This is a genomic window from Nocardia sp. NPDC059691, from assembly GCF_042733915.1.
Classification (GTDB): Bacteria; Actinomycetota; Actinomycetes; order Mycobacteriales; family Mycobacteriaceae; genus Nocardia; species Nocardia sichangensis.
Window position 1 is genome coordinate 161,026 of sequence record NZ_JBHWFB010000016.1, and the last position, 23,347, is coordinate 184,372.

Sequence of the window (23,347 nt, forward strand, 5' to 3'; positions counted from 1 at the left end):
CAAAAGCTCAGTGGCCCATGTAGGGAAGCATGTTACCGACTCGGCGGCACCGATCCTTCGGTGCTCTGGATGATCCTGGCGAGCATGGCCCGATCGATGTTCGAACCGCGCAGCGCGACGCTGGCGACGTTCGCGTCGCGCATGGTGGCGAGGAGTTCGAGTTCCCGGTCGATCGCGTCCGCCGCGGGTCCGCGGGTGAGCAGATAGTCGGCCGCCACGCCGAAACTGCGCGCCACCGCCGCGAGGATCTCGACATCCGCTGTGGCGCCCGCGTTCCGGTCGTCGAACTCGCCGTCGCGCAGGCGCTCCAGGTAACCGGGCGGCACCGTGCGACCGAGGGATTCGCCGATCTGCTCGGCGACGGATTCGGTGCTGCGTTCCGGTGCGTTGCGCGGATGCACGACGGAGAACAGCCGATTGATCTTGTGGCTGAGGGTCAGCTCCGTGCGATTCGATCCGTGGTCGGTCATGGCTGCCTCGTCACTCGCCGTTTCGAACCGCTGTCGTGGCCAGGTTGGCCGCCAGCCAGCGTGCGCGGAATCGGGCTTCCGTCGCTGCATCGATATCCTCCGATCGACCGGCCAGCCAGCGGCGGTACCGGCGTTCCTGTAGCTCGTCGGGGTCGCTGGACTCCGCGGGGACCGCGAGCAAGTGCGCGAAGGCCATTTCCACCAGCGGATGCAACTGCTTGCCCGGTCCACCGTTGCGTTCGAGCATGGCGGTCGCGTAGCGCGCCGACAGCTTGGAGACCACTCGGTTGAGTTCCGCGATCGCGGCGACCACCGACGGGTCGGTGGTGCGGCCGTGCTCGACGGCGTCGTTGAGACTGCCCGATGCCGCGAGAAGGCCGGTCAGGTCGGAGATTTCGAAGCGGATCGCGTCCGGCCCCGCCACCACCGAGTCGCCCGCGCCGCGCGCGGAGTTCGCGGGTTCGTCGGCGGCGGGTACGCCGCCCGCGTAGGTGCGTGCGGCACTGCCCGGCAGCCATCGCAGCGGCGCGTCGAGCTTGTTCAGCGTCTGCATGCTGATGGTCGCTTCGCCGTCCTCGATCTTCCTGATGGTCGGCGCCGAAGGTCCCCCGAGGTCGCCGATCTGTAGCTGGGTAAGGCCGAGCTCGTCCCGGCGTTCTTTGATGATTCGCCCGAATCTCTTCTGCCGCGACAGCTCCGAAGGGCTATGCATAGTGCGTTCATGGTAAGCCGATGGGAGGCGCAAGGCAAACAAATAGAAACTATTTGGAAAGTTGGTCGAAAGTTTGTTACGGTTCTTTGCGTCGGATGACGGAGTGCATGCGACGGTTCCGGAACGGGCAGGGGCGTTCGCCGGGACGGGCGTCTCGGTCCGTCGCGCAACGGCGCGCGGCGGACCGGATCAGCGGCGGTGGAGGGGATCGTCGCTGCGTCGGGGTTCACCGTCGGCGAAGGGGGTCGACGGTGAACTTACTTTGAAGTAAGTTTGGTGGTCCCAGGCTTTCGAAAGGAAATCGCATGGCCACCAGAGCTGCTCGCCGTGCTGTGATCGTGTCCGGTGCGCGCACGCCGTTCCTGCGTGCGTTCACCGGATACACCCGGATGGACTCCATCGCGCTGGCCGACGCCGCGGTCCGTGGACTGCTGGAGCGCACCGGGCTGCCCGGCGCGGAAGTGGAGGCGATCGTGTGGGGCGGGGTCATCCTGCCCAGCGCGGCGCCGAACATCGCCCGCGAAGTCGCGTTGGACCTGGCGCTGGACCCGGGCTGTGAGGGCTACACCGTGACCAGGGCCTGCGCCTCCGGTCTCCAGGCGGTCACCTCGGCGGCGGCCGCGATCGAGCGGGGCGAATACGACGTCATGATCGCGGGCGGCAGCGATTCCACCTCCAACGCCGAGGTCAAGCTGCCGCAAAAGGTCGTGCACGCGGCGGCGCCGCTGGCGCTGGGCAAGCCGAAGCCGAAGGACTACTTGTCCGCGGTCGCGCGCTTGGCGCCGTTCACCGACCTGCTACCGAGCAGGCCCAAGATCGCCGAGCGCACCACCGGCGAGGTGATGGGCGAGTCGGCCGAGAAGATGGCTCGTATCCACGGCGTGAGCCGCGCGGACCAGGACGAGTTCGCCGCCCGCTCGCATCACCGCGCGGCGGCCGCCATCGACTCCGGCCGGTTCGATGACGAGGTGCTGCGGATCCGCACGCCCGAAGACGCGGAGATCCGGCGCGACGGTCTGGTGCGCGGCGACACCAGCGTCGCGAAACTGGCCGCGCTGAAACCGGTTTTCGCCGCCGACGGCAGCGTGACCGCTGGCAACGCCAGCCCGCTCACCGACGGTGCCGCCGCGGTGCTGCTGATGAGCGAAGAGAAAGCGCACGCCCTCGGATATCGGCCGCTGGCGGCGTTCCGGTCGTGGAGCTACGTGAGCGTCGACCCGGCCGATCAGGTGCTCATCGGGCCGGCCATCTCGATGCCACGCGCGCTGGAGAAAGCCGGAATGTCCTTGGCCGACGTCGATCTCGTGGATATCCACGAGGCCTTCGCCGCCCAGACATTGGCGGTGCTTACCGCACTGGCCAGCGACGAATGGGCCAAGACAAGGCTGGATCGCGATACCGCCGTCGGCGAGGTGGACGTCGACAAGCTGAACGTGCACGGCGGCTCGATCTCGCTCGGTCACCCGTTCGGCGCCACCGGGGCGCGCATGGTGACCACCATGGCCAACGAACTGACTCGCACGGGCAAGAACGCGGCCCTGCTCGGTATCTGCGCCGCGGGCGGCATCGGCGCATCGGCGGTGCTCGAACGCGTCTGAGGCGACTATAAGTGGCCCTGCCGGAGCCTCTCTCAGGCCTTGCCTGTGAAGCCCCGGCGCTTGCGCCCCTCGTCCGCGAGGATGCGCAGACAGGTCTGGTGCTTGGTCTCGCCGGGGACGCCTTCTCGACGCAGGCGCAACGTCGCCTGTGCCAGATCGATGCCCAGCTCGCTGGACAGCCGAACAGCATCGACATTGGCCATTGCACAAACCTCCTGGAACCGACGAAAACCACGATGAAGCGCACTGCGTAAGTGACAGTTTCGCCCTTGTCGTACCCAGTGGGGATCCGATTGAAGCATGAACGATCCGCACATTTGGGTAACGATGCGCGGAAGGTCAGCCCCGATAGGTCTCGCGGTGCACCGCGTCCGTGAGGGGTCTGCCCGCGCGCCAGCCGAAGCGCTCCAGATCCGGAATGCGCTGGAACTCGCGCACCGGCCCGACGCACAGCCAGGCGACCGTGCGGACGCCCTCCGGGAGGCCGATCAGATCGGACAGGAAACCGGGATCGTAGAACGACACCCACCCCACGCCGATGCCTTCGGCGGTGGCGGCCAGCCAAAGGTTCTGGATGGCGAGAACCGCGGAGTAGATACCGGTTTCGGGCACCGTGGCCCGGCCGAGCACCTGCGGCCCGCCGCGATCGTGGTCGTAGCAGACCACGATCCCGGTACCGCTCTCCGAAATGCCCTCGATCTTGATCGGCTCGAAGGTGGCGGCGCGCTCGGGTGGCAGCGCGTCGCGGAACTCGATGCGCTTCTGTGCCACGTGATCGGCGAACTCGCGCAGCGTCGCCGGCTCGCGGACCACCACGAAATCCCAGGGCTGCGAATTCCCGACGCTCGGCGCCCGGTGCGCGGCATCCAGCAGCCGCCACAGTGTCGCGTCGTCGACGAGTTCGCCGGTGAACTCCGCGCGTACGTCACGACGGCGCCGGATGGCCTCGTAGACGCTCAGAACTTCAGCATGCACCGCCCGAGTCAATCAAACCCGGCGAACTCGCCGCACACGGCGTGGGCTCCTGCGTCGCCGACCGACCGCGGCGTGGCGGCAGTGGAAGTCAGCGTGCCGCGGACACGCGGCGCCGGGCCAGCCGCCGCCGTCCCCCGGCGAGCGCGGTGCGCAGACCGCGGCGGCGGCCCGTCACCGGATCGATGGAGGCGGCGGTGTTGCCCCCGAACTTGCGTTCCGAGGCGGTCTCGGGCGCATCGTCGGCGGTGGCCCGCAGGTACTTGTTCGGCAACGCCAGTTTGAGGATGGTGCGCCACGCCTTGAAGTACTGCACCGGCAGCGAGCCGGTGGTGTAGGGCAGGTCGTACTTGTCGGCCAGCTCGCGCACCCGCACGGCGATGTCGGCGTACCGGTTGCTCGGCAGATCGGGGAACAGGTGGTGTTCGATCTGGTGGCTCAGATTGCCGGTCATGAAGTGCATGACCGGGCCGCCGGAGATGTTGGCGCTGCCGAGCATCTGGCGCAGGTACCACTGGCCGTGCGTTTCGCCGTCGATGTCGGCCTTGGTGAACTTCTCCGCCCCGTCGGGGAAGTGCCCGCAGAAGATCACCGCGTTGGACCAGATGTTGCGGATCGCGTTCGCGGCCAGGTTGGCCGTCAGCGTGGAGAAGAACGCGGGACCGGTGAGGGCGGGGAAGACCACGTAATCCTTGAGGACCTGCTTGCCCATCTTGGTGAGCGCCTCGTCGCGCTTGCGCTCGAACTCGGCCCGTTCGGGGGAACCGGGCTTGTACCGGCCCGCCACCAGTTTGCCCAGCTCCAGGTGCTGGATGGCGACGCCGTACTCGAAGAACAGCTGCAACAGCAGGTTGTAGACCGGGTTGCCCAGGTTGAACGGCTTCCAGCGCTGGTCGCGGGTCACCCGCAGCAGGCCGTAGCCGATGTCGTCGTCCATGCCGAGCACGTTGGTGTACTTGTGATGCAGGTAGTTGTGGGTGTGCTTCCAGTGCTTGGCCGCGCCGGTGTTGTCCCACTCCCACGAGCTGGAGTGGATCTCCGGATCGTTCATCCAGTCCCACTGCCCGTGCATGACGTTGTGCCCGATCTCCATGTTCTCGATGATCTTGGCGGTGGCGAGCAGTGCGACGCCTGCCAGCCACGCGGGGCGCTTCGGGCTCGCGAAGAGCACCGCACGGCCGCTGATCTCGAGAACGCGCTGCAACCGGATGACGTTGCGGATGTACTTCGCGTCGCGTGCGCCGCGCGAGGCTTCGATTTCCCGCCGGATCGCGTCGAATTCCGCGCCGAGTGCTTCCACGTCGGCCTCGGTGAGGTGCGCGTATTCCTTGACATCCGAGATCGCCATGCGGGTTACTTTACCGTAAGTTACGAAACCGTAGGTTGCGAGGTGCGTCGCACGGATGTGTCAAATACCTTATTGCTATCCCGGCTGTCGAATGGTAAGTTAGCGCGCCCTGCCCGGAAAGCGAAAACGCCTGTCCCGCTTCGCTTTTTCGCGCAGCGCCGCTTGTTCATGACGGGCCCGTTCCTGGAACGCGAGCTTGGCCTCGCGCAGCACCTGCCGCTCGTGTTCGGCCTTCTCCTGTAGGGCCGCCTTGGCCTCGCGGAGCATCTCCTTCTCCTGCCGCGCCTTCTCCCGCAGCGCGATCTTCGCCTCGTGCAGCGCCGAACGCAGGCCGCGCCGCTCGCCGGTCTCCGGATCGACGCGCAGCCAGTGCGTGGACTCCGCGCCGAGCGACGGCAGCGTGATACCGGCGAACTTGCGCTCCGAGGAGGTCTCCGGCGCGTTGTCGGCGGTGGCCTTGAGGAACCGGTCCGGCAGGGCCAGCTTGTGGATCGTGCGGAAGGCCAGCAAGTACTGCTTGCCCAGCGACCCGGTGGTGTAGGGCAGGTCGTACTTGTCGCACAGCTCGCGGACCCGTACCGCGATCTCCTGATACCGGTTGCTCGGCAGGTCGGGGAACAGATGATGCTCGATCTGGTAGCAGAGGTTGCCGCTCATGAACGCCATGGCGGGCCCCGCTTCGAAGTTCGCGCTGCCGAGCATCTGGCGCAGATACCACTCGCCGCTGGTCTCGTTCTCCAGCTGTTCGACGGTGAACTTCTCCGCGCCGTCGGGGAAGTGCCCGCAGAAGATCACCGCGTACGCCCACAGATTGCGCACCAGGTTCGCCATCGCGTTGGCCTTCAGCGTGTGCTTGAACGCCGGACCCGTCAGCGCGGGATGGATGAGGTAGTCCTTGGCCACCTGACGGCAGATCTTGCGGGCGAACTCCACGTTCGGACCGGAGGCGACCTCCCAGCGCGGGGTGTCCGACAGCTCCTTGTCGATGCTCCAGTCGTGCAGCGCGATGCCCCACTCGAAGGTCGCGGCGAGCAGCAGGTTCGCCAGCGGCTGCACCAGATGGATCGGCCGCCACTGCTCGTCCCGGGTCATCCGGAGGATGCCGAAACCGAGGTCCTCGTCCTTGCCCAGCACATTCGTGTAGGTGTGGTGGGAGTAGTTGTGCGCCCGGCGCCACTGCGCGGAGGGGCCGGTCATATCCCACTCCCACGAACTGGAGTGGATCTCCGGGTCGTTCATCCAGTCCCATTGCCCGTGGCTGACGTTGTGCCCGAGCTCCATGTTCTCGATGATCTTGGCCACCGACAGCATCGCGGTGCCTGCCAGCCAGGCCCAGCGGTTGCGGCTGCCGAACAGCACCGCCCGGGCGGCTACCTCGAGACCGCGTTGCGCCGCGATGGTGCGCCGGATGTACTTCGCGTCGCGCTCGCCGCGCGACAGCTCCACCGAACGCCGGATGGAATCGAGTTCCTGCCCCAGTGTCTCGATATCGGCCGCCGTGAGATGCGCGAACGCCTTGATGTCGGTGATGGCCACCGGGGTCCTTTCCCTACTCGATACACCTCGAGGGTACCTGCCGGACTAGACGTCCAGGGTGCAGTCGCCCGCCGCCGCCGAGATGCAGGTCTGCACCTTGTCGCCTTCGCGGCGCTCCTCACCGTTGCGCAGGTCGCGCGCGTGTCCGGAACTCAAGGTGACCACGCAGGTCTGGCAGATGCCCATCCGGCAGCCGAACGGCATCTGAACACCGGCGGACTCACCGGCCTCGAGCAGGCTGGTCGCGCCGTCGGCATCGACGCTGCGACCGGTCTTGCCGAAGGTGACCGTGCCGCCCGCACCGACCGCGGAGCGTTCGATCTCGAAGCGCTCCACGTGCAGCCGGTCCGACAGCCCCGCGTCGCGCCAGTGGTTCTCGATCTCGTCGAGCATTCCGGCCGGGCCGCACGCCCAGGTCTGGCGTTCCCGCCAGTCCGGGATCTCGGTATCGAGATCGGCGAGGGCGAACTTGCCCCGCTCGGCGGTGAGATGCAGGCGGGTGTCGAAGCCGGGATTGCGGTCGCGCAGCGCGCCCAGCTCCGCGCCGAACATCACGTCGTCGGAGGTGCGCGCGGAGTGCAGGTGCACCACGTCGGTGAACACCTCGCGGCGGTCCATCGCGCGCAGCATGGCGATCACCGGCGTGACGCCGCTGCCCGCGGTGAGGAACAGCACCTTCTCCGGCGGCGGGGACGGCAGTACGAAACCGCCCTGCGGGGCGGCGAGCCGGACGACGGTGCCGACCGGCACGCCGCTGACCAGGTGGCTGGACAGGAAGCCTTCCGGCATCGCCTTCACGGCGATGGAGATCAGCCGCTTGCCGCCGTGGCCGGGGTCGGACCAATTCGGCGGACAGGTCAGCGAATACGAGCGCCAATGCCAGCGGCCGTCCACCAGGATGCCGATGCCGATGTACTGGCCGGGCTGGTATTTGAAGTCGAAGCCCCATCCCGGCTGGATCACCAGCGTCGCGGAATCGGCGGTCTCCTTGCGTACCTCGACGATGCGTCCCCGCAGCTCGCGAGCCGACCACAGCGGGTTGGCCAGGTGCAGGTAGTCGTCGGGCAGCAGCGGTGTGGTCACGCGCGCAAAGGCTCCGCGCAGCACGTTCAGCTTGCCGCCGCGCTCGGCGACGCTCGCGGCGGGCGCCTCCAGCCACGCACGGACGCTTCGCACGGAGCTCCCAATTTTCGAACCCATCGCTGCCGTTGGTCTCCCTGTCGTCGGATGCGCGGGCCGCCGTCTCGCCGATCGGAGGCCTCGCCAGCAAGGTTACGGCATCGTAGGTTACGACGGCAGGTCAGTGGGGCGCCCGCCGCGGCGATTCAGAGGAGCTCGAGCAGAAACGGCAGCTCTTGGGCCGCGTACCAGGCCAATTGATGGTCCTCGGCGTCGCCGAGGACGAACTCTGCGTCGGTGTCGCCGAGATCGGCCGCGTCCACCACGTCGACGGCCTTGGCGACCTGTGGTTCGGCGTCGGCCAGGTCGACGTGCACCGAGGCGATCTGCTGGTAGCCGATCGGGCCCGCCAGCCGGACCACCGCGTCGTCGAGGTCGGGCCGCAGCTTCGCGCCGGTCACGTCGGCGGCGATCACCGCACGGCGGTAAACCGGGTTACCGCCCGCCGCCGGCGCGGCCTCGTCGTCGGAGTCCTCCGATCCGATCGCCTCGCGTTCGGCGGCCAGCAGTCGCAGCGAGGCGCGCGCGGCCTCGTTCATGGCGACTTCGCCGAGTTCCTCGTCGTCGCCGGAGGCGTAGGCCTCGCGCAGCGCGGGCGTCACCGCGAACGCGGTCCCGCCGACGGGGGCCAGCTCACGGTTGCCGACCAGATCGCGCAGCATCGGCACCGTGGCCGGGATGTAGACCCGCAGCTTCTTCTGATCAGACGCAGGCACCGAGCATCTCCTCCATGGAATCGCGCACCGCCGTGGCGAGCACGCCGATGTCGGCCATCGCGTCGCGGTCGGCGTTGAGACCGTAGAAGACACGCCCGTCGTAGGACGTGATCCCGATACTCGACGCCTGATTGCGCAGCAGTGGCGACACCGGGTACATCTCCAGCATCCGCGCGCCGCCGATGTACATCGGCGCTTGCGGACCCGGCGCGTTGGTGATCACCAGATTGAACGTGTGTTCTGCGAACGTACTCGCCGCTCGCACACTCATCGCATGCAGGCTGGCCGGAGCGAAACCGGCCAGGTGCACGAGCGTACGCGCGCGGACGCCGCGCCGCTGACGACCGTTGAGTTCGGAGGCGTGCGCGATGTGCGACAACCGCATCACCGGGTTCGGTTCGCCCACCGGCAGATCGATCAGGAACGACGACACCTCGCTCGCCGAGTGCGTCTGGTCGCCCTCGTTTCCCTCGACGTACACCGACATCGGCACCACAGCTCGCAGCGTGGTGGACTCGGTGAGCGCTTCCCCGCGCGACAGCAGCCAGTTGCGCAGAGCGCCGGTGACCACGGCGAGGATGGCGTCGTTGGTCGAGCAGCCGAACCGCTTGCGGATCGTCCGGTAATCCGCCAGGTCGGTGCGCACCACGTCGAAGCGCCGGTTTCGCGAGGTACGCGTGTTCAGGGGGCTGGCGGGCGCACCGGTCGCCGCGGTGCGCACGGCGGCGACCACCGACTCGACCGCCTTGCCCGCCGTCCCGACCACCGCGAACGCGCCCGCGCTCGCCTCCCGGGCGACCTCGAGGGCTTTGCGTGGCTGTGCGGCGAGGTGTGCGAGCGCGCCGACCAGCAGTTCCATCTCACCGGGTTCGCGCGGCGCGATCCAGTCGTCGCCGGCCAGTTCGCGGGGAGCGGGCCCCGCGTCGAGGATCACATGGCCGATCTCGAGCGCGGTGTCCCCGTCCACCAGGGCGGAATGCGTCTTGGTGAAGATGGCGCAGCGGCCGTCGGACAGCCGTTCGATCAGGTACATCTCCCACAGCGGCCGGGCCGGGTCCAAGGGGTGGGAGACGAGGCGGGCGACCAGGTCGTGCAGCTGTTCGTCGGTGCCGGGACCGGGCAGCGCCGAACGCCTGATGTGGTAGGTGATGTCGAAACGGCTGTCCTCGACCCAGACCGGCCGCCCCAGCGACAGCGGGATCTCCCGCACTTTGCGCCGGTATCTGGGTACTAGCGAGAGCCTGCTCTCGACGAGATCGACCAACCGGTCGTAGTCCAGGATCGGCGCGCCCGAGCTGTCGCCGGGATCGGTGTTCCGCACGATCGCGAGAGAGCCGATATGGATCGGGTTGCTACTCGACTCGAGCCGGTAGAAGGCCGTGTCTTGCGGCGTCAGTCTCGTGATCACGCTGCCCGGTACTCCTTTTCCCGATGCCGCCCCCGCTTCATTGTGCTGCCGCATCAACCGTTGCCCCGGCGGTTGTGGCATTTCTGATGAATTCCGTACACGTTTTTCCGCGCCGGGGGCCCATGACACGCTGGTCGACTCGAGTTCTGCGAACCGATTCGATCACAGGGCGGACCGGGATGCATGGCCGAACCATCCGGGTCGCCCGGCGGACACCTTCTCCAGCCGGGCGCGACCACTTCGTGGCAGGTCCACGCAGCGCCGCAGGCGCTGCACATCCAACAGACCATTACCATGGGGCATGCAGCGGATTCCGCGCAACCGCGTGGGCCGCACCGGCCCGGGGGCCGACGACACGATTTGACACACCGACCAGAGGACTGACGAGACCCGTGCCTGCGCTGACACTGACGAGGTTGCTACGGATTGGTGAGGGTCGCATTGTCAAGCGGCTCTCGCATTTCGCCGACCAGGTCCTCGCCCTCGAACCGGAGTACGAGGACCTCAGCGACCTGGAGCTACGGGCCAAAACCGACGAGTTCCGCGAGCGGTACGCCGAGATGGTCGAGGACGGCGAGACCGATCCGCTCGGCCAGCTGATGGCGGAGGCGTTCGCCGTCGCGCGGGAGGCGTCCTGGCGGGTGCTCAGCCAGAAGCACTACAAGGTGCAGATCATGGGCGGCGCCGCGCTGCACACCGGCAACATCGCCGAGATGAAGACCGGTGAGGGCAAGACCCTCACCTGTGTGCTGCCCGCCTACCTGAACGCGCTCAGCGGCGACGGCGTGCACGTCGTCACGGTGAACGACTACCTGGCCAAGCGCGACGCGGAGTGGATGGGCCGTGTGCACCGCTTCCTCGGCCTCGAGGTCGGCGTGATCCTGTCCGGCATGAGCCCCGCGCAGCGGCGGGTGGCCTACAACGCCGATATCACCTACGGCACGAACAACGAGTTCGGCTTCGACTACCTGCGTGACAACATGACGCACTCGCTCGACGACCTGGTGCAGCGCGGGCACAACTTCGCCATCGTCGACGAGGTCGACTCCATCCTCATCGACGAGGCGCGCACCCCGCTGATCATCTCCGGGCCCGCCGACGCCTCGTCGAAGTGGTACGCCGAGTTCGCGCGGATCGCGCCGCTGCTGAAGAAGGACCTGCACTACGAGGTCGACATCAAGAAGCGCACGATCGGCGTGCACGAGGCCGGCGTCGAGTTCGTCGAGGACCAACTCGGCATCGACAACCTCTACGAGGCCGCCAACTCGCCGCTGGTGAGCTACCTGAACAACGCCGTCAAGGCCAAGGAGCTCTACACCCGCGACAAGGACTACATCGTCCGCGACGGCGAGGTGATCATCGTCGACGAGTTCACCGGCCGCATCCTGGTCGGCCGCCGCTACAACGAGGGCATGCACCAGGCGATCGAGGCCAAGGAAGGGGTGGAGATCCAGCCGGAGAACCAGACCCTGGCCACCATCACCCTGCAGAACTATTTCCGCCTCTACGACAAGTTGTCCGGCATGACCGGTACCGCCGAGACCGAGGCCGCCGAGCTGCACCAGATCTACAGCCTCGGCGTGGTCCCCATCCCGACCAACAAGCCGATGATCCGCGCCGACCAGTCCGACCTGATCTACAAGACGGAGGAGGCCAAGTTCTCCGCCGTGGTCGACGACGTCACCGAGCGCCACGAGAACGGCCAGCCGGTGCTGATCGGCACCACCAGCGTCGAGCGCTCGGAGTACCTGTCCAAGCAGTTCACCAAGCGCGGCATTCCGCACAACGTGCTGAACGCGAAGTTCCACGAGAAGGAAGCGGAGATCATCGCCGAGGCGGGCCGGCCGGGCGCGGTGACCGTCGCGACGAACATGGCCGGCCGCGGTACCGACATCGTGCTCGGCGGCAACCCGGACATCATCGCCGACATCCTGCTGCGCAAGCAGGGGCTGGACCCGGTCGAGACGCCGGAGGAGTACGAGCGCGCCTGGCTGCCCACCCTGGACCAGGTCAAGGCCCAGACCGCCGAGGACGCCGAGTTGGTGCGCGAGGCGGGCGGCCTCTATGTGCTCGGCACCGAGCGGCACGAGTCGCGCCGCATCGACAACCAGCTGCGCGGCCGCTCCGGCCGACAGGGCGACCCGGGCGAGTCCCGCTTCTACCTGTCGCTGGGCGACGAGCTGATGCGCCGATTCAACGGCGCCGCGCTGGAAGCGATCATGACGCGGCTGAACCTGCCCGACGACGTGCCGATCGAGGCGAAGATGGTCTCCAAGGCCATCAAGAGCGCGCAGACGCAGGTCGAGCAGCAGAACTTCGAGATCCGCAAGAACGTCCTCAAGTACGACGAGGTGATGAACCAGCAGCGCACCGTCATCTACGGCGAGCGCGATCGGATCCTGCGCGGCGAGGACATGGAGGGCCAGGTCCAGAGCATGATCACCGATGTGATCACCGCCTACGTGGACGGCGCCACCGCCGAGGGCTATGTCGAGGACTGGGATCTGGAGAAGCTGTGGACGGCGCTGAAGACGCTGTACCCGGTGAGCCTGGACTACCGGGACCTGACCGGCGAGACCGAGGTCGGCGAGGCGGGCGAGCTCACGCGCGAGGAGTTGCTCGAGGCGCTGCTGGACGACGCGCACGACGCCTACGAGCGCCGCGAAGCCGAGATCGACGGCCTGGCGGGCGAGGGCAGCATGCGCAATCTGGAACGGCAGGTGCTGCTGTCGGTGCTCGACCGCAAGTGGCGTGAGCATCTCTACGAGATGGACTACCTCAAGGAGGGCATCGGCCTGCGGGCCATGGCGCAGCGCGACCCGTTGGTGGAGTACCAGCGCGAGGGCTTCGACATGTTCACCGCGATGCTCGACGGCCTCAAGGAGGAGTCGGTCGGCTTCCTGTTCAACCTGCAGGTCGAGGTGCAGCAGCCGCAGCCGGAAGGCGTCGCCGTCGGCCAGGGGCTTCGTTCGCCGGTGGGAGCGATGACCGCTCCGCGCCCGCTGCCCACCGAGGAGGCTCAGGTCGCCAACGGCCACGCCGCACCGGCGGCCCTGCGCGCCAGGGGTATCGATGACACCGCCCCGCGCGGGTTCAGCTACTCCGGCCCCGACGAGGGCGGCCGCGCCGCGGTACACAGCGACGCCGAGGAGTACGGCGTGGACGGTGGGCCGCAGCCCACCCGTCGCGAGCGCCGCGAGGCCGCCCGCGCGGAGGCGAAGGGACGTCGCGGCCCGAAGTCGCGCCGCCGTCACTGATCCGCTGAATCACGAAGGCGCTCAGGGTTTCCTGGGCGCCTTCGTTGTTTTCCGTATGTCGAAGCGTCTTCGCAAGGGGGATTTACCGTCGTGTCTGCGCGTTACCCCGAACTACACCCGAACGGTGGGCGAGTCAGGAGGACCACGACGGCCTGGCCCCGCCGACGAAGTTGGAGTGCTTCTGGATTCCGCTGACCGCCGCGCATGTGCTGCAAAGTGGGCAGAGCGCGATGATCGGTCGGCTTTTCGACTGAGTCTCGACGGCCTGCCGAGGCGATTACCAGGGATCGTTGGAGTTCAGGGCAACCAGCAGGCGGCGGATGGCCGCCACCCGGTGTTCCTTGCCCGGCAATTGATCCAGCGCGCATTCGGGATCGGCGGGCGGACCGAGATGGGTGCAGCCCCGCGGACAGTCCTCGATAGCGTCGGCGAGGTCGGTGAACGCGGCGATGACGTCGTCCGGCGTGATGTGCGCCAGACCGAACGACCGCACGCCCGGCGTGTCGATGACCCACCCGCCGCCGGGTAGCGGGAGCGCGACCGATTGGGTGGAGGTGTGCTTGCCCTTGCCCACCCCGGATACCTCGCCCACGGCCCGCTCCGCCTCCGGCACAAGGCGATTCACCAGCGTGGACTTGCCCACGCCGGAGTGGCCGATCAGCGCGGTGAGGTGATCGGTGAGCAGATCGAGTACCGGATCGAGCGGATCGTCGATGCCGCCGTAGACGATGGTGAGGTCGAGATCGTCGAAAGCGGCGGCGAATTCGGAATCGGCCGCCAGATCGTGTTTGGTCAAGCACAGAACCGGTTGCAGCCCACCGGCGTACGCGGCGACCATGGCGCGTTCCACGAAGCCGGTGCGCGGAGGCGGGTCGGCGAGCGCGACCACGATGAACAGCCGCTCCGCGTTGCCGACCACGATGCGCTCGAACGGATCGGTGTCGTCGGCGGTGCGGCGCAGCACCGTCCGGCGGTCGGCGACCCGGACGATGCGCGCGAGGGTATCCGGTCGCCCGGACAGGTCGCCGACCACGTCCACCTGGTCGCCGACCACGATCGGAGTGCGGCCCAATTCCCGGGCGCGCATCGCGACGATGCGGCGATCCGGATCGCCGCCGAGCACACATCCCCACCGGCCCCGGTCGACCGAGACCACCATGGCCGGCTCGGCGTCGCTGTGCTGCGGCCGGGTCTTGGTGCGGGGACGGGAGCTACGCCCCGGACGAACCCGGACATCGGATTCGTCGTAGCTGGACGCGGATCGTCGTCCCCGGCTCAGTGCGCCGCTCCTTCGTCGGATAGCGCGGGCGCGAGCATCTGCTCCCACAAAGCGACGAAGTTCGGCAGCGTCTTGGCCGTGGTCCCGATGTCCTCGATCTCGACGCCGGGCACCCGGAGGCCGAGAATGGCTCCCGCCGTGGCCATCCGGTGATCGGCGTAGGAGTGCCACCTGCCGCCGTGCAGTTCGGTGGGCACGATCTCCAGTCCGTCCTCGGTCTCGGTCACCTTGCCGCCGAGGCGGTTGATCTCGGTGGACAGCGCGGCCAGCCGGTCGGTCTCGTGCCCGCGCAGATGGGAGATGCCGCGCAGCACGGACGGGGAGTCGGCCAGCGCGGCCAGCGCGGCGACGGTGGGCGTCAGCTCACCTACGTCGTGCAGGTCGATATCGATGCCTGCGAGCCGGTCGGGGCCGTGCACGGTGAGCACGCCGTCGAAGATCCGCGCTTCCGCGCCCATCCGCACGAGGATCTCGCGGATGACGTCGCCCGGCTGGGTGGTCAGCCGCGGCCAGTGCGGGATGCTGACCGTGCCGCCCGTGATCGCGGCCGCGGCCAGGAACGGGGTGGCGTTGGACAGGTCCGGCTCGATCTCCCAGTCCACGGCGCGGATCGGCCCGTGCTCCACGGTCCAGGTCTGCGCCTTAAAGCTGTCCGCGGGCGCCTGCACCCGCACGTCGGCGCGCCGCAGCATCTCCACGGTCATCTCGATGTGCGGCATCGAGGGCAGCGCCTTGCCGTCGTGGTGCACCACCAGTCCCTCGTCGAAGCGCGCGGCCGACAGCAGCAGGCCCGAGACGAACTGCGACGACCCGGACGCGTCGATCGTCACGGTGCCGCCGCGCAGCGCGCCCTTGCCGTGCACGGTAAACGGCAGTGCGTCGCCGTCGATATCGGCGCCGAGCGAGCGCAGCGCGTCCAGGATCGTGCGCAGCGGCCGGATCCTGGCCTGTTCGTCACCGTCGAACGCGACATCGCCCGACGCCAGGGCGGCGACCGGCGGCAGGAAGCGCATCACCGTGCCGGCGAGCCCGCAGTCGACCGTGCCGCCGCCCAACGGCGCCGGGGTGACGGTCAACGTGTCGCCCGCGCCCTCGATGCCCGCACCGAGCGCGCGCAGCGCGGCGATCATCAGGTTCGTGTCCCGGCTGCGCAGCGCACCGGTGATGGTGGACGGACCGTCGGCCAGTGCGGCCAGGATGAGCGCCCGGTTCGTGATCGATTTCGATCCGGGCAGGGTCACGGTCGCGTGTACGGGGACCTCGACATGGGGCGCTGGCCAGAAGTTCACTCGTCCATCATCACACGGTGCTAGTTTTCCAGCGCCTGCGGCGCTGGGTGTTCGCGGCCCTCTTGTGGCGCGCGTGTGCGCGCCCGCCGCTTGCTCCTTCGTCGCATACGCGGCGGCCGTGCACACGCGAGCCGGGCCGCGAACGGGCGGATGCTCGGTCTCGCTTCGCTCGAAACCGGGAGTTGCGGTGCGCTGGGAGCGTAGGTGTCGGAGCTTGCTATCGAGTGCATGCCGTTTGTTGTGGCCCGGCACCGGCTCAGTCCGACTGCCGCTTGTTCCTTTGTCGCCTGCTGTGCTGGTGTTCGCGGCTGCTTGGTGGCTCGCCGGCACCGATCGGCGGGTGTCACCTACGGCACGGGCCGGGTGCTCGACGAGGTCGAGTGCCCGGCCCGTGCCGTAGGATTCCTACTTGTGCCGTCCGTGCAGGAACGGGACGAGCTTGCGCAGCAGCTTCATCGTGGAGTCGGTGCGGCTGTAGCTCAGCAGCGCCATACCGGGAACGGTGAAGCGCTGCACCGCGATCGAGTGCGGACGGGTGAACTCGCGCAGACCCGGTTCGCCGTGGATGCGGCCGATGCCGGAATCGCCGACGCCGCCGAAGGGCAGGCCGGGGATGGCGGCGAAGGCGAGCACCGAGTTCACCGAGGTGGCGCCGACGCGCAGCCTGCGCGCGATGTCCAGGCCGTTCTTCTTCGAGTAGACCGCCGAGGACAGGCCGTATTTGGAGTTGTTGGCCAGTTCCACCGCCTCGTCGACGCCGTCGACGGTGCGGATGGTGATGGTCGGGCCGAAGGTCTCCTCGGCCACCGCCTCGGAGTTCTCGTCCACGTCGACCAGTACGACCGGTTCGATGAACGGCGCCTTGACCGACTCGGGGCCGCCGAGCACCGCGGTGCCGCCGTTCTTCAGCGCGTCGTCGATATGACGGCGCACGATGTCGATCTGGCTCGGCATGGTCATCGGGCCGTAGGCGGCCTTGTCGCCGGAGCCGGGCTTGATGTCGGTGAGGATGCGCTTGACCTCCGCGACGAACTCCTCGCGCACCGAGCGGTCGACGTAGACCCGCTCGACGCCCGCGCAGGTCTGACCGCTGTTGGCGGTGGCGCCCCAAGCGACCGCGTCCGCCGCGGCCTTGATGTCGGCGTCGGCGGCGACGATCACCGCGTCCTTGCCGCCGCATTCCAGCAGCACGGGGGTGAGCCGTTCGGCGGCGGCGGCCATGATCCGCTTACCCGTGGCGGTGGAGCCGGTGAACGCGATTTTGTCGACGTCCGAGCGGACCAGCGCCGCACCCGTGGCGCCATACCCGTTGATCGTGCTGAACACGCCCTCGGGCAGTTCACGATTGGCTTCGGCGAAAGCGTCGGCGAGGAAATTGCCGATGCCGGTGGAGTACTCGCTCGGCTTGAACACGACGGTGTTGCCCGCGGCCAGCGCGTAGGCGATGGAACCGTTCGGTGTGTAGACCGGGTAGTTCCACGGGCCGATCACGCCGACGACGCCGAGCGGGCGCTGCTCGAGCCGGGCGCTGAAGTTCGACATCAGCGCGCCAGGGGAGACCCGCTTGGGGCCGAGCACCTTCTTGGCGTTCTTGGCCGCCCAGGAGATGTGCTCGAGCGCGAGCATCAATTCCAGGAAGGCGTCGTCGAGCGGCTTGCCGTTCTCCGCGTGGATCAGGGCGCAGAATTCCTCCGATTTCTGCACCAGCTTGCTCGACCAGCGCAGCAGATGCGTGCGCCGCTCATCGAAACTCAGCGCGCCCCAGGTGGCGGCCGCTGCGCGAGCCTTGGCGACCGCGGCGGCCACCGCGGCGTCGTCGGCGATGACGTGCGTGCCGATCACCTCGCCTGTCGCCGGATTGACCGACGTCAGTGCCGTGTCGTGATCGGCCGGTTTGGTGTCGGTGGATGTCACAGTGGTTCTCCTCTTGCCGTCTGCGGTCGACGGTCGATGCGCATGTCCGAGTGGACGGGCAGCCCGTCCTCCGATGAGAGAATGCTATGCCACAACTCTCAACAGGTCACCAGCTATGCACCAATTGTCCCCGACGCTGTCGGTGGCGAGTGGGACTATCGGGATATGTGCGGACGATATGCGACCACGACCAATCCCGGCAGGCTCGCGGTGGAGTTGGATGCGCTCGACGAGACCGGCGCGGCCGACGAGAGCTCGTTCACCAATTACAACGTCGCTCCGACGACGCAGGTGCTCACCGTGGTCGAGCGGCACGACCGAGACCACGAAGACGACGACCCGAAACTGCGTATCCGGCGCATGCGCTGGGGCCTGATCCCGGTATGGACCAAAGCGGCCGAGCCCGGTGTACCGGTCAAAGGCAAACCGCTGTTCAACGCCCGCGCCGACAAGGCCGCCACCACGCCGTCCTTCCGTGACGCGGTGAAGTCCCGGCGCTGCCTGGTGCCGATGGACGGCTGGTACGAGTGGGTCGTCGAGCCGAACGGCGAGAAAGGCAAAGCCGCCAAGCATCCCTACTACATGGCCAACGCGGACGGTTCCCGTCTCTACATGGCAGGCCTGTGGTCGGTCTGGCGCGACCGGTCGCAACCGGAGAGCCGACCGCTGCTGTCGTGCACCATCCTCACCACCGACGCGGTCGGCGACCTCACCCGCATCCACGACCGGATGCCGCTGCCCATGCCACGGGAACACTGGGACGCGTGGCTGGACCCGGATCACCCGGCCCCGGCGAGCCTGCTGGAGACGCCGTCCGAGGAGACGGTCGCCGCCATCGTGCCCCGCCCGGTCCCATCCCTGGTCAACAGCGTCCGCAACAACGGCCCCGAACTGCTCGCCCCGGTGGACGATCAAAAGGAAAAGGAAGCAGAGCAGATCACCTTGCTGTGAGCGCCGGCTACCCCACCGCCGGATCCCGCGCCGCCGCAGGCACATGGGGCGTGCCGTGCTGGATCGGCGTGCAATCGGACATCCGCACCGCTTGAATCTCCACCACGAACGAGCGCCCGGGTCCGGCAACGGAATGGCTTGCTGCGCCCTGGTGATGGCGGCCGTGGCTCGTCCGCAGTCGGCTCAACGCGTCCGAGCGGCTGCCGCGTTCGCGGCCCGGCTCGTGTCCGAGTGGCCGCCGCGTAGGCGACGAAGGAGCAAGCGGCGGTCACTCGGACACGAGCCATAAAGGGGCCGCGAACACGCAGCGCCGAAGGCGCTGCAAAAATCACAGACTGCACTTGACGCTGGGTGAAGCGATATTCAAGCCGCACTTGATGATTCCGGCGACCAAGTCGATCAGCTTGGTGGTGACATTGCCGCTGAGCTTCTCGGCTTTCCCGGACTTGTCGTCGCTCTTCGAACCCTGACCGCCGAAGTCGAACACGGAATCGCTGACCTGCGTGATCTGCGGGCTGTCCGGCGCGGCGGCTGCCTCGGGGGCGAGGAGCGTTACCGAACCGAGAGCCAAGACGAGAGCTCCGAACAACGCGACGATCACGGTGCGCACACGCTGCTGCGTAGACATTCGCATCACATCCTCGAGTCGGGTCTATCTGGCCAGTTCAGTAACGCACAGATCGCGGCGATCGTGGCGGAATTACGCGGATGTCACGGGCGCGGTCACCGCGGCGGTCAGCCGGATCAGGTCGGCGGGCGCGAGCTCGATCTCCAGTCCGCGCCGTCCGGCGCTGCACAGCATCCGGTCCCAGGCCAACGCCGAGTCGTCGACCACGGTGGGCAGCCGTTTGCGCTGACCGAGCGGGGAGATGCCGCCGAGGACGTATCCGGTCGTCTTCTCCGCTCGCGTCTTGTCCGCCATGCTCGCCTTCGACGCGCCCAGCGCCGCCGCCGCGGCTTTGAGCGACAACGTGTTCGGCACCGGAAGCACGGCCACCGCGAGCGCGCCGGTGGCCAATTCGATGACCAGGGTCTTGAAGATCTGCTCGGCCGCGACCCCGAGTTCGGCGCCCAGCGCGTCGACCGCCTCGGTGCCGTAGGAGTCGGAGCGCGGATCGTGCTTGTAGGCGTGCACGCGATGGGACACCTTCGCCTGGGTCAACGCGCGGATCGCGGGAGTCGAGCCTGCTGCCATGGGCCAAACCCTAACGGCGGCTGTGACCCTGCCCGCAACGGGATTTCCTGCGAATTCGCCGGGAGCCGGTGGCGGTGGGAACACCGGACGCGTCGCGCATGTTGTAGCCGGTACACCGCGCTCGGAATGATTTCCACCGCGTGAGCAGGCCCTATGGAGACGTGAAGGAGATGCCTGTGCCCGTGCTGCTCGATGACCGCCCGGTAGGGACCGACGTGTCCCCGACCGACGGCGGATTCTCCTTCGATGTGCCGATGCCGGTAGATTTGGCAGGTACGGCGATCGAAGGGACAGGTGTGACGAGCGACGATGACGTGGCGGCCGACGATGTCGCCGCCGTCGACGATGCCGAGCTGGCGCAGCGGTTCGAACGGGACGCGCTCCCGCTGCTCGACCAGCTCTACGGCGCCGCGCTGCGCATGACCAGGAACCCGGCGGATGCCGAGGACCTAGTCCAGGAGACCTACGTGAAGGCCTACCAGGGCTTCAAGTCGTTCCGGGAGGGCACCAATCTGCGTGCCTGGCTGTACCGGATCCTGACCAACACCTACATCAACTCCTACCGCAAGAAGCAGCGCCAGCCCGCGCAGTATCCGACCGACGAGATCACCGACTGGCAGCTGGCGGCGACCGCCGAGCACACGTCGCAGGGGCTGCGCTCGGCCGAGGTCGAGGCGCTGGACGCGCTACCGGACGACGACATCAAGGCCGCGTTGCAGGAACTCCCTGAGGAGTTCCGCATGGCGGTGTACTACGCCGACGTCGAGGGTTTCCCGTACAAGGAAATCGCCGACATCATGGGCACTCCCATCGGTACGGTGATGTCCCGGCTGCACCGCGGCCGGAAGCAACTGAAGGGTTTGCTCGCCGATGTCGCGCGCGAGCGTGGATTCAACCGTTCGGGGGAACGCCAGGAGGTCAAGCAGTGAGTACCGAGCGGGACCCCGACATGGAGCTCGACTGCACGGCGGTGCTCGCCGACGTGTGGCTGATGCTGGACGGCGAGTGCGACGACGCGACTCGGGAACGATTGCAGCACCACATGGAGCACTGCAGTCCGTGTATCGAGGCCTACGGCATCGAGGAGAAGGTCAAGAGCCTGCTCAGCCGCAAATGTGGCGGTGATCGCGCACCCGAGTCGCTGCGTGAGCGCCTGACCATCGAGATCCGCCGGACGACCGTGACCACGGAGACTTCGGTCGAGACCTCCGACTGAAGAAGGCGGAGGTACGATCGCCGATCCGCGAAACGCGAGCGGCACGCCTTCCTGCTGGAAGTGCGTGCCGCTTCGTGCTTGCGGGCCGAGCGTAGCGCTCAGGCGTTGGGCCGCTTGCCGTGGTTGGCCGCGTTTCCCTTGCGGCTACGCTTCTTACGTCCGCGCTTACCCATGAGTAGTCTCCCTTCTGATTGAAGGCCATTCTTTCACGTGTGGTTGGCTGTACCGTCAGCGGATGCAGGCCAACGAGGATATGGGGTGTCATGGCTGAGCAAGTACTCGCCGAGCTGGTGTCGGTCGTCTACCAGGTGGTCGCCGAGGAAGGTGACGAAGTCCAGGAGGGCGACACCCTGGTGATCCTCGAGTCGATGAAAATGGAGATCCCGGTGGTCGCGGAGTCCAGTGGCACGGTGACCTCGATCGGTGTCAAGGAAGGCGACGCGATCAAGGCGGGCCACCTCATCGCGGTCATCTCCTGATCGATTGCGGCGGTAGATCTGCATGGCGACACTGAGCGAGCTGCTGGCCGAGCACACCGACCTACCCGGCGTCGCCGTGGATCATCTGCAGCGCGTGGTGGGCGATTGGCAGTTGCTGTCCGATCTGTCCTTCGCCGATCTGCTGCTGTGGGTCGGTGCGGGACCGGTGACGGACGGCGCGGACATCGTCTGCGTCGCGCAGTGCCGTCCCACCACCGCGCCCACCGTGCACCAGGAGGACCTGGTGGGCACGGTCGCGCTGCGGACCGACCATCCGCAGGTGTTCGAGGCGCTGCTCACCGGCGAGACCGTACGAGCCGACAGCGAGGTCGAGGCCTCCGGCGTCTATCACCCGCATCCGGTGCCCGCGGTCCGCGAGGCCATACCGGTGCGCTGCGGCGACGACGTGATCGCGGTGCTGAGCAGGGACACCGATCGGCAACGCTCCCGGGTGCGCAGTCAGCTGGAGAGCGCCTACGTGGCGTGCGCGGACGATCTGTGCCAGATGATCGCCGACGGCACCTTCCCGACCACCGAGGATCGCGCGGCCACCCATTCCAGCCCGCGCGCGGGGGACGGATTCATCCGGCTCGACACCGAGGGCATCGTCGTCTACGCCAGCCCGAACGCGCTGTCGGCCTACCACCGGATGGGTTTGCAGGCCGACTTGGCAGGCCAGGATCTCGCCGTCACCACCCGTTCGCTGATCACCGACCCGTTCGATGCCCAGGAAGTGGTCGGCGACATCCAAGCCGCCCTGGCCGGGCGGACCGGACGCCGGATGGAGGTGGAGGCGCGCGGAGCCACCGTGCTGCTGCGCACCCTCGTGTTGCGCCCGCACGGTGAGCTGGCCGGCGCCGCGGTGCTCGTCCGCGACGTCACCGAGGTCAAGCGGCGCGATCGCGCGCTGCTGAGCAAGGACGCCACCATCCGGGAGATCCACCACCGGGTCAAGAACAACTTGCAGACCGTCGCCGCGCTGCTGCGCCTGCAGGCTCGCCGCACCGAGAACGAGGAGGCGCAGGTCGCGCTCACCGAATCGGTGCGCAGGGTCACCTCCATCGCCTCGGTGCACGAGATGCTGTCGATGTCGGTGGACGAAGAGGTCGATCTCGACGAGGTCGTGGACCGGCTGCTGCCGATCATGGCCGACGTGGCCACGGTGCACACCACGCGCATCAAGGTGCGCCGCGCCGGTTCGCTCGGCGTCTTCTCCGCCGAACGCGCCACCCCCTTGGTGATGGTGCTCACCGAACTGGTGCAGAACGCCATCGAGCATGCCTTCGACTCGGGCGAAAACGGCACGGTGACAATCCGTTCCGAGCGTTCGGCCCGCTGGCTCGACGTGATCATCAGCGATGACGGCCGCGGTCTGCCGCCCGGGTTCAGCCTGGAATCCTCCGATCGGCTCGGCCTCCAGATCGTCCGCACCTTGGTGACCGCCGAACTCGGCGGCTCCATCGGCCTGCACCCCGGCGCCGACATCGGTACCGATGCCGTCCTTCGCGTTCCGCTGGGCCGACGTTCCGGCCGCTGACCAGTGCGTTCGGGCCGTGAGCTGCGGCTCGCGTTGATCATCGCGTCAAGTCGTGCCGGGCAGCGCCGTAGTTTCGATAGCCGGGAGCGGGCGGTGCCGGATCCGTCGCCCGCGCTATCGGTCGTGCCCGCTGCGCGCTGTTGCTCGGATGTCGCGGAAAGGCCATTCTCGGACGCGGTGTGCGGCTTGCGGCACGGTTACTTCCCGAATGTCCGCAACGAGTGGAATGCGAGGTGTCGCACTGATTCGCGACCGTCCCAACCCGCTTGGAAACCAACCACTTTCCCACAA

Annotated in this window: 22 protein-coding genes; 7 read left to right on the top strand and 15 right to left on the bottom strand. The window is 67.8% G+C overall.

Going from position 1 to position 23,347, the window contains the following annotated elements:
- Positions 1-32 precede the first annotated feature (32 nt).
- Both ACFV2O_RS30555 and ACFV2O_RS30560 read right to left on the bottom strand, forming a co-directional pair.
- Positions 33-470: a hypothetical protein gene (locus ACFV2O_RS30555; protein ID WP_379254927.1), complete on the bottom strand. Its 438-nt coding sequence runs from the start codon at positions 468-470 to the stop codon at positions 33-35.
- 10 nt (positions 471-480) lie between these two features.
- Positions 481-1,182, bottom strand: a complete 702-nt coding sequence (locus ACFV2O_RS30560; protein ID WP_379254929.1) for a multiprotein-bridging factor 1 family protein — start codon at positions 1,180-1,182, stop codon at positions 481-483.
- Between the two features lie 305 nt (positions 1,183-1,487).
- Here ACFV2O_RS30560 and ACFV2O_RS30565 point away from each other — a divergent pair, with 305 nt between their 5' ends.
- Positions 1,488-2,780, top strand: coding sequence for an acetyl-CoA C-acyltransferase (locus ACFV2O_RS30565; protein WP_364432462.1), 1,293 nt, complete (start codon positions 1,488-1,490; stop codon positions 2,778-2,780).
- 32 nt (positions 2,781-2,812) lie between these two features.
- Here the strand turns inward: ACFV2O_RS30565 and ACFV2O_RS30570 are convergent, their stop codons facing one another.
- The 7 genes from ACFV2O_RS30570 to ACFV2O_RS30600 all read right to left on the bottom strand — a co-directional run bounded on the left by ACFV2O_RS30570 (position 2,813) and on the right by ACFV2O_RS30600 (position 9,939).
- Entirely contained in the window at positions 2,813-2,983 is a 171-nt protein-coding gene (locus ACFV2O_RS30570) for a hypothetical protein (RefSeq protein WP_356967360.1), read from the bottom strand.
- A 136-nt stretch (positions 2,984-3,119) separates the two neighbouring features.
- Positions 3,120-3,740 (bottom strand): 5,6-dimethylbenzimidazole synthase, encoded by a 621-nt coding sequence (gene bluB, locus ACFV2O_RS30575; RefSeq protein ID WP_356967412.1) that lies wholly within the window; start codon positions 3,738-3,740, stop codon positions 3,120-3,122.
- Positions 3,741-3,843: 103 nt separating this feature from the next.
- Positions 3,844-5,100, bottom strand: a complete 1,257-nt coding sequence (locus ACFV2O_RS30580) for a fatty acid desaturase family protein (RefSeq protein ID WP_379254930.1) — start codon at positions 5,098-5,100, stop codon at positions 3,844-3,846.
- Positions 5,101-5,199: 99 nt separating this feature from the next.
- Positions 5,200-6,636, bottom strand: coding sequence for a fatty acid desaturase (locus ACFV2O_RS30585; protein WP_379254932.1), 1,437 nt, complete (start codon positions 6,634-6,636; stop codon positions 5,200-5,202).
- 45 nt (positions 6,637-6,681) lie between these two features.
- Complete coding sequence (locus ACFV2O_RS30590; protein ID WP_356967366.1) at positions 6,682-7,836, bottom strand: ferredoxin reductase; 1,155 nt, start codon at positions 7,834-7,836, stop codon at positions 6,682-6,684.
- A 125-nt stretch (positions 7,837-7,961) separates the two neighbouring features.
- Complete coding sequence (locus ACFV2O_RS30595; protein ID WP_379254974.1) at positions 7,962-8,507, bottom strand: DUF6912 family protein; 546 nt, start codon at positions 8,505-8,507, stop codon at positions 7,962-7,964.
- A 10-nt stretch (positions 8,508-8,517) separates the two neighbouring features.
- Positions 8,518-9,939 (bottom strand): wax ester/triacylglycerol synthase family O-acyltransferase, encoded by a 1,422-nt coding sequence (locus ACFV2O_RS30600; RefSeq protein WP_379254933.1) that lies wholly within the window; start codon positions 9,937-9,939, stop codon positions 8,518-8,520.
- Between the two features lie 392 nt (positions 9,940-10,331).
- Here ACFV2O_RS30600 and secA point away from each other — a divergent pair, with 392 nt between their 5' ends.
- Positions 10,332-13,196 (top strand): preprotein translocase subunit SecA, encoded by a 2,865-nt coding sequence (secA, locus tag ACFV2O_RS30605; protein ID WP_379254935.1) that lies wholly within the window; start codon positions 10,332-10,334, stop codon positions 13,194-13,196.
- Between the two features lie 277 nt (positions 13,197-13,473).
- Here the strand turns inward: secA and rsgA are convergent, their stop codons facing one another.
- The 3 genes from rsgA to ACFV2O_RS30620 all read right to left on the bottom strand — a co-directional run bounded on the left by rsgA (position 13,474) and on the right by ACFV2O_RS30620 (position 17,678).
- A complete protein-coding gene (gene rsgA, locus ACFV2O_RS30610; protein ID WP_379254937.1) occupies positions 13,474-14,355 on the bottom strand; it encodes a ribosome small subunit-dependent GTPase A in 882 nt (293 codons plus the stop codon).
- 116 nt (positions 14,356-14,471) lie between these two features.
- Entirely contained in the window at positions 14,472-15,764 is a 1,293-nt protein-coding gene (aroA, locus tag ACFV2O_RS30615; RefSeq protein ID WP_379254938.1) for a 3-phosphoshikimate 1-carboxyvinyltransferase, read from the bottom strand.
- A 405-nt stretch (positions 15,765-16,169) separates the two neighbouring features.
- Entirely contained in the window at positions 16,170-17,678 is a 1,509-nt protein-coding gene (locus ACFV2O_RS30620; protein WP_355077108.1) for an aldehyde dehydrogenase family protein, read from the bottom strand.
- A gap of 165 nt (positions 17,679-17,843) precedes the next feature.
- On the opposite strand from ACFV2O_RS30620, the gene ACFV2O_RS30625 reads away from it, so the two are divergent.
- Entirely contained in the window at positions 17,844-18,629 is a 786-nt protein-coding gene (locus ACFV2O_RS30625; RefSeq protein WP_379254939.1) for an SOS response-associated peptidase, read from the top strand.
- A 328-nt stretch (positions 18,630-18,957) separates the two neighbouring features.
- On the opposite strand, the gene ACFV2O_RS30630 is transcribed toward ACFV2O_RS30625, so the two are convergent.
- Both ACFV2O_RS30630 and ybaK read right to left on the bottom strand, forming a co-directional pair.
- Positions 18,958-19,257 carry a hypothetical protein gene (locus ACFV2O_RS30630; RefSeq protein WP_379254941.1) on the bottom strand — a complete coding sequence of 100 codons (300 nt, stop codon included), beginning with the start codon at positions 19,255-19,257 and terminating at the stop codon, positions 18,958-18,960.
- A 72-nt stretch (positions 19,258-19,329) separates the two neighbouring features.
- Positions 19,330-19,824, bottom strand: a complete 495-nt coding sequence (gene ybaK / locus ACFV2O_RS30635; protein WP_379254942.1) for a Cys-tRNA(Pro) deacylase — start codon at positions 19,822-19,824, stop codon at positions 19,330-19,332.
- Positions 19,825-20,120: 296 nt separating this feature from the next.
- Between ybaK and ACFV2O_RS30640 the strand changes: the two genes are divergently transcribed.
- Both ACFV2O_RS30640 and rsrA read left to right on the top strand, forming a co-directional pair.
- On the top strand, positions 20,121-20,753 hold the full coding sequence (locus ACFV2O_RS30640; RefSeq protein ID WP_051021205.1) for a sigma-70 family RNA polymerase sigma factor: 633 nt from the start codon (positions 20,121-20,123) through the stop codon (positions 20,751-20,753).
- A gap of 20 nt (positions 20,754-20,773) precedes the next feature.
- The gene (gene rsrA / locus ACFV2O_RS30645) at positions 20,774-21,040 is read left to right on the top strand and encodes a mycothiol system anti-sigma-R factor (protein ID WP_355077366.1); all 267 of its coding nucleotides are present in this window, start codon (positions 20,774-20,776) and stop codon (positions 21,038-21,040) included.
- 98 nt (positions 21,041-21,138) lie between these two features.
- On the opposite strand, the gene ACFV2O_RS30650 is transcribed toward rsrA, so the two are convergent.
- Positions 21,139-21,213: a 50S ribosomal protein bL37 gene (locus tag ACFV2O_RS30650; protein ID WP_022597109.1), complete on the bottom strand. Its 75-nt coding sequence runs from the start codon at positions 21,211-21,213 to the stop codon at positions 21,139-21,141.
- A gap of 90 nt (positions 21,214-21,303) precedes the next feature.
- On the opposite strand from ACFV2O_RS30650, the gene ACFV2O_RS30655 reads away from it, so the two are divergent.
- A complete protein-coding gene (locus ACFV2O_RS30655) occupies positions 21,304-21,519 on the top strand; it encodes a biotin/lipoyl-binding carrier protein (protein WP_355077100.1) in 216 nt (71 codons plus the stop codon).
- Between the two features lie 22 nt (positions 21,520-21,541).
- Positions 21,542-23,056, top strand: coding sequence for a sensor histidine kinase (locus ACFV2O_RS30660; RefSeq protein WP_379254944.1), 1,515 nt, complete (start codon positions 21,542-21,544; stop codon positions 23,054-23,056).
- Positions 23,057-23,347 lie beyond the last annotated feature (291 nt).

What these genes read in the sequence shown, in the direction of transcription:
- ACFV2O_RS30625 (WP_379254939.1), top strand. Translation starts at nt 17,844, where the DNA reads ATGTGCGGACGATATGCGACCACGACCAATCCCGGCAGGCTCGCGGTG.
- ACFV2O_RS30555 (WP_379254927.1), bottom strand. Translation starts at nt 470, where the DNA reads ATGACCGACCACGGATCGAATCGCACGGAGCTGACCCTCAGCCACAAG.
- ACFV2O_RS30560 (WP_379254929.1), bottom strand. Translation starts at nt 1,182, where the DNA reads ATGCATAGCCCTTCGGAGCTGTCGCGGCAGAAGAGATTCGGGCGAATC.
- rsgA (WP_379254937.1), bottom strand. Translation starts at nt 14,355, where the DNA reads ATGGTGGTCTCGGTCGACCGGGGCCGGTGGGGATGTGTGCTCGGCGGC.
- ybaK (WP_379254942.1), bottom strand. Translation starts at nt 19,824, where the DNA reads ATGGCAGCAGGCTCGACTCCCGCGATCCGCGCGTTGACCCAGGCGAAG.
- ACFV2O_RS30565 (WP_364432462.1), top strand. Translation starts at nt 1,488, where the DNA reads ATGGCCACCAGAGCTGCTCGCCGTGCTGTGATCGTGTCCGGTGCGCGC.
- ACFV2O_RS30590 (WP_356967366.1), bottom strand. Translation starts at nt 7,836, where the DNA reads ATGGGTTCGAAAATTGGGAGCTCCGTGCGAAGCGTCCGTGCGTGGCTG.
- ACFV2O_RS30580 (WP_379254930.1), bottom strand. Translation starts at nt 5,100, where the DNA reads ATGGCGATCTCGGATGTCAAGGAATACGCGCACCTCACCGAGGCCGAC.
- ACFV2O_RS30570 (WP_356967360.1), bottom strand. Translation starts at nt 2,983, where the DNA reads ATGGCCAATGTCGATGCTGTTCGGCTGTCCAGCGAGCTGGGCATCGAT.
- ACFV2O_RS30660 (WP_379254944.1), top strand. Translation starts at nt 21,542, where the DNA reads ATGGCGACACTGAGCGAGCTGCTGGCCGAGCACACCGACCTACCCGGC.
- rsrA (WP_355077366.1), top strand. Translation starts at nt 20,774, where the DNA reads ATGGAGCTCGACTGCACGGCGGTGCTCGCCGACGTGTGGCTGATGCTG.
- ACFV2O_RS30655 (WP_355077100.1), top strand. Translation starts at nt 21,304, where the DNA reads ATGGCTGAGCAAGTACTCGCCGAGCTGGTGTCGGTCGTCTACCAGGTG.
- ACFV2O_RS30630 (WP_379254941.1), bottom strand. Translation starts at nt 19,257, where the DNA reads ATGTCTACGCAGCAGCGTGTGCGCACCGTGATCGTCGCGTTGTTCGGA.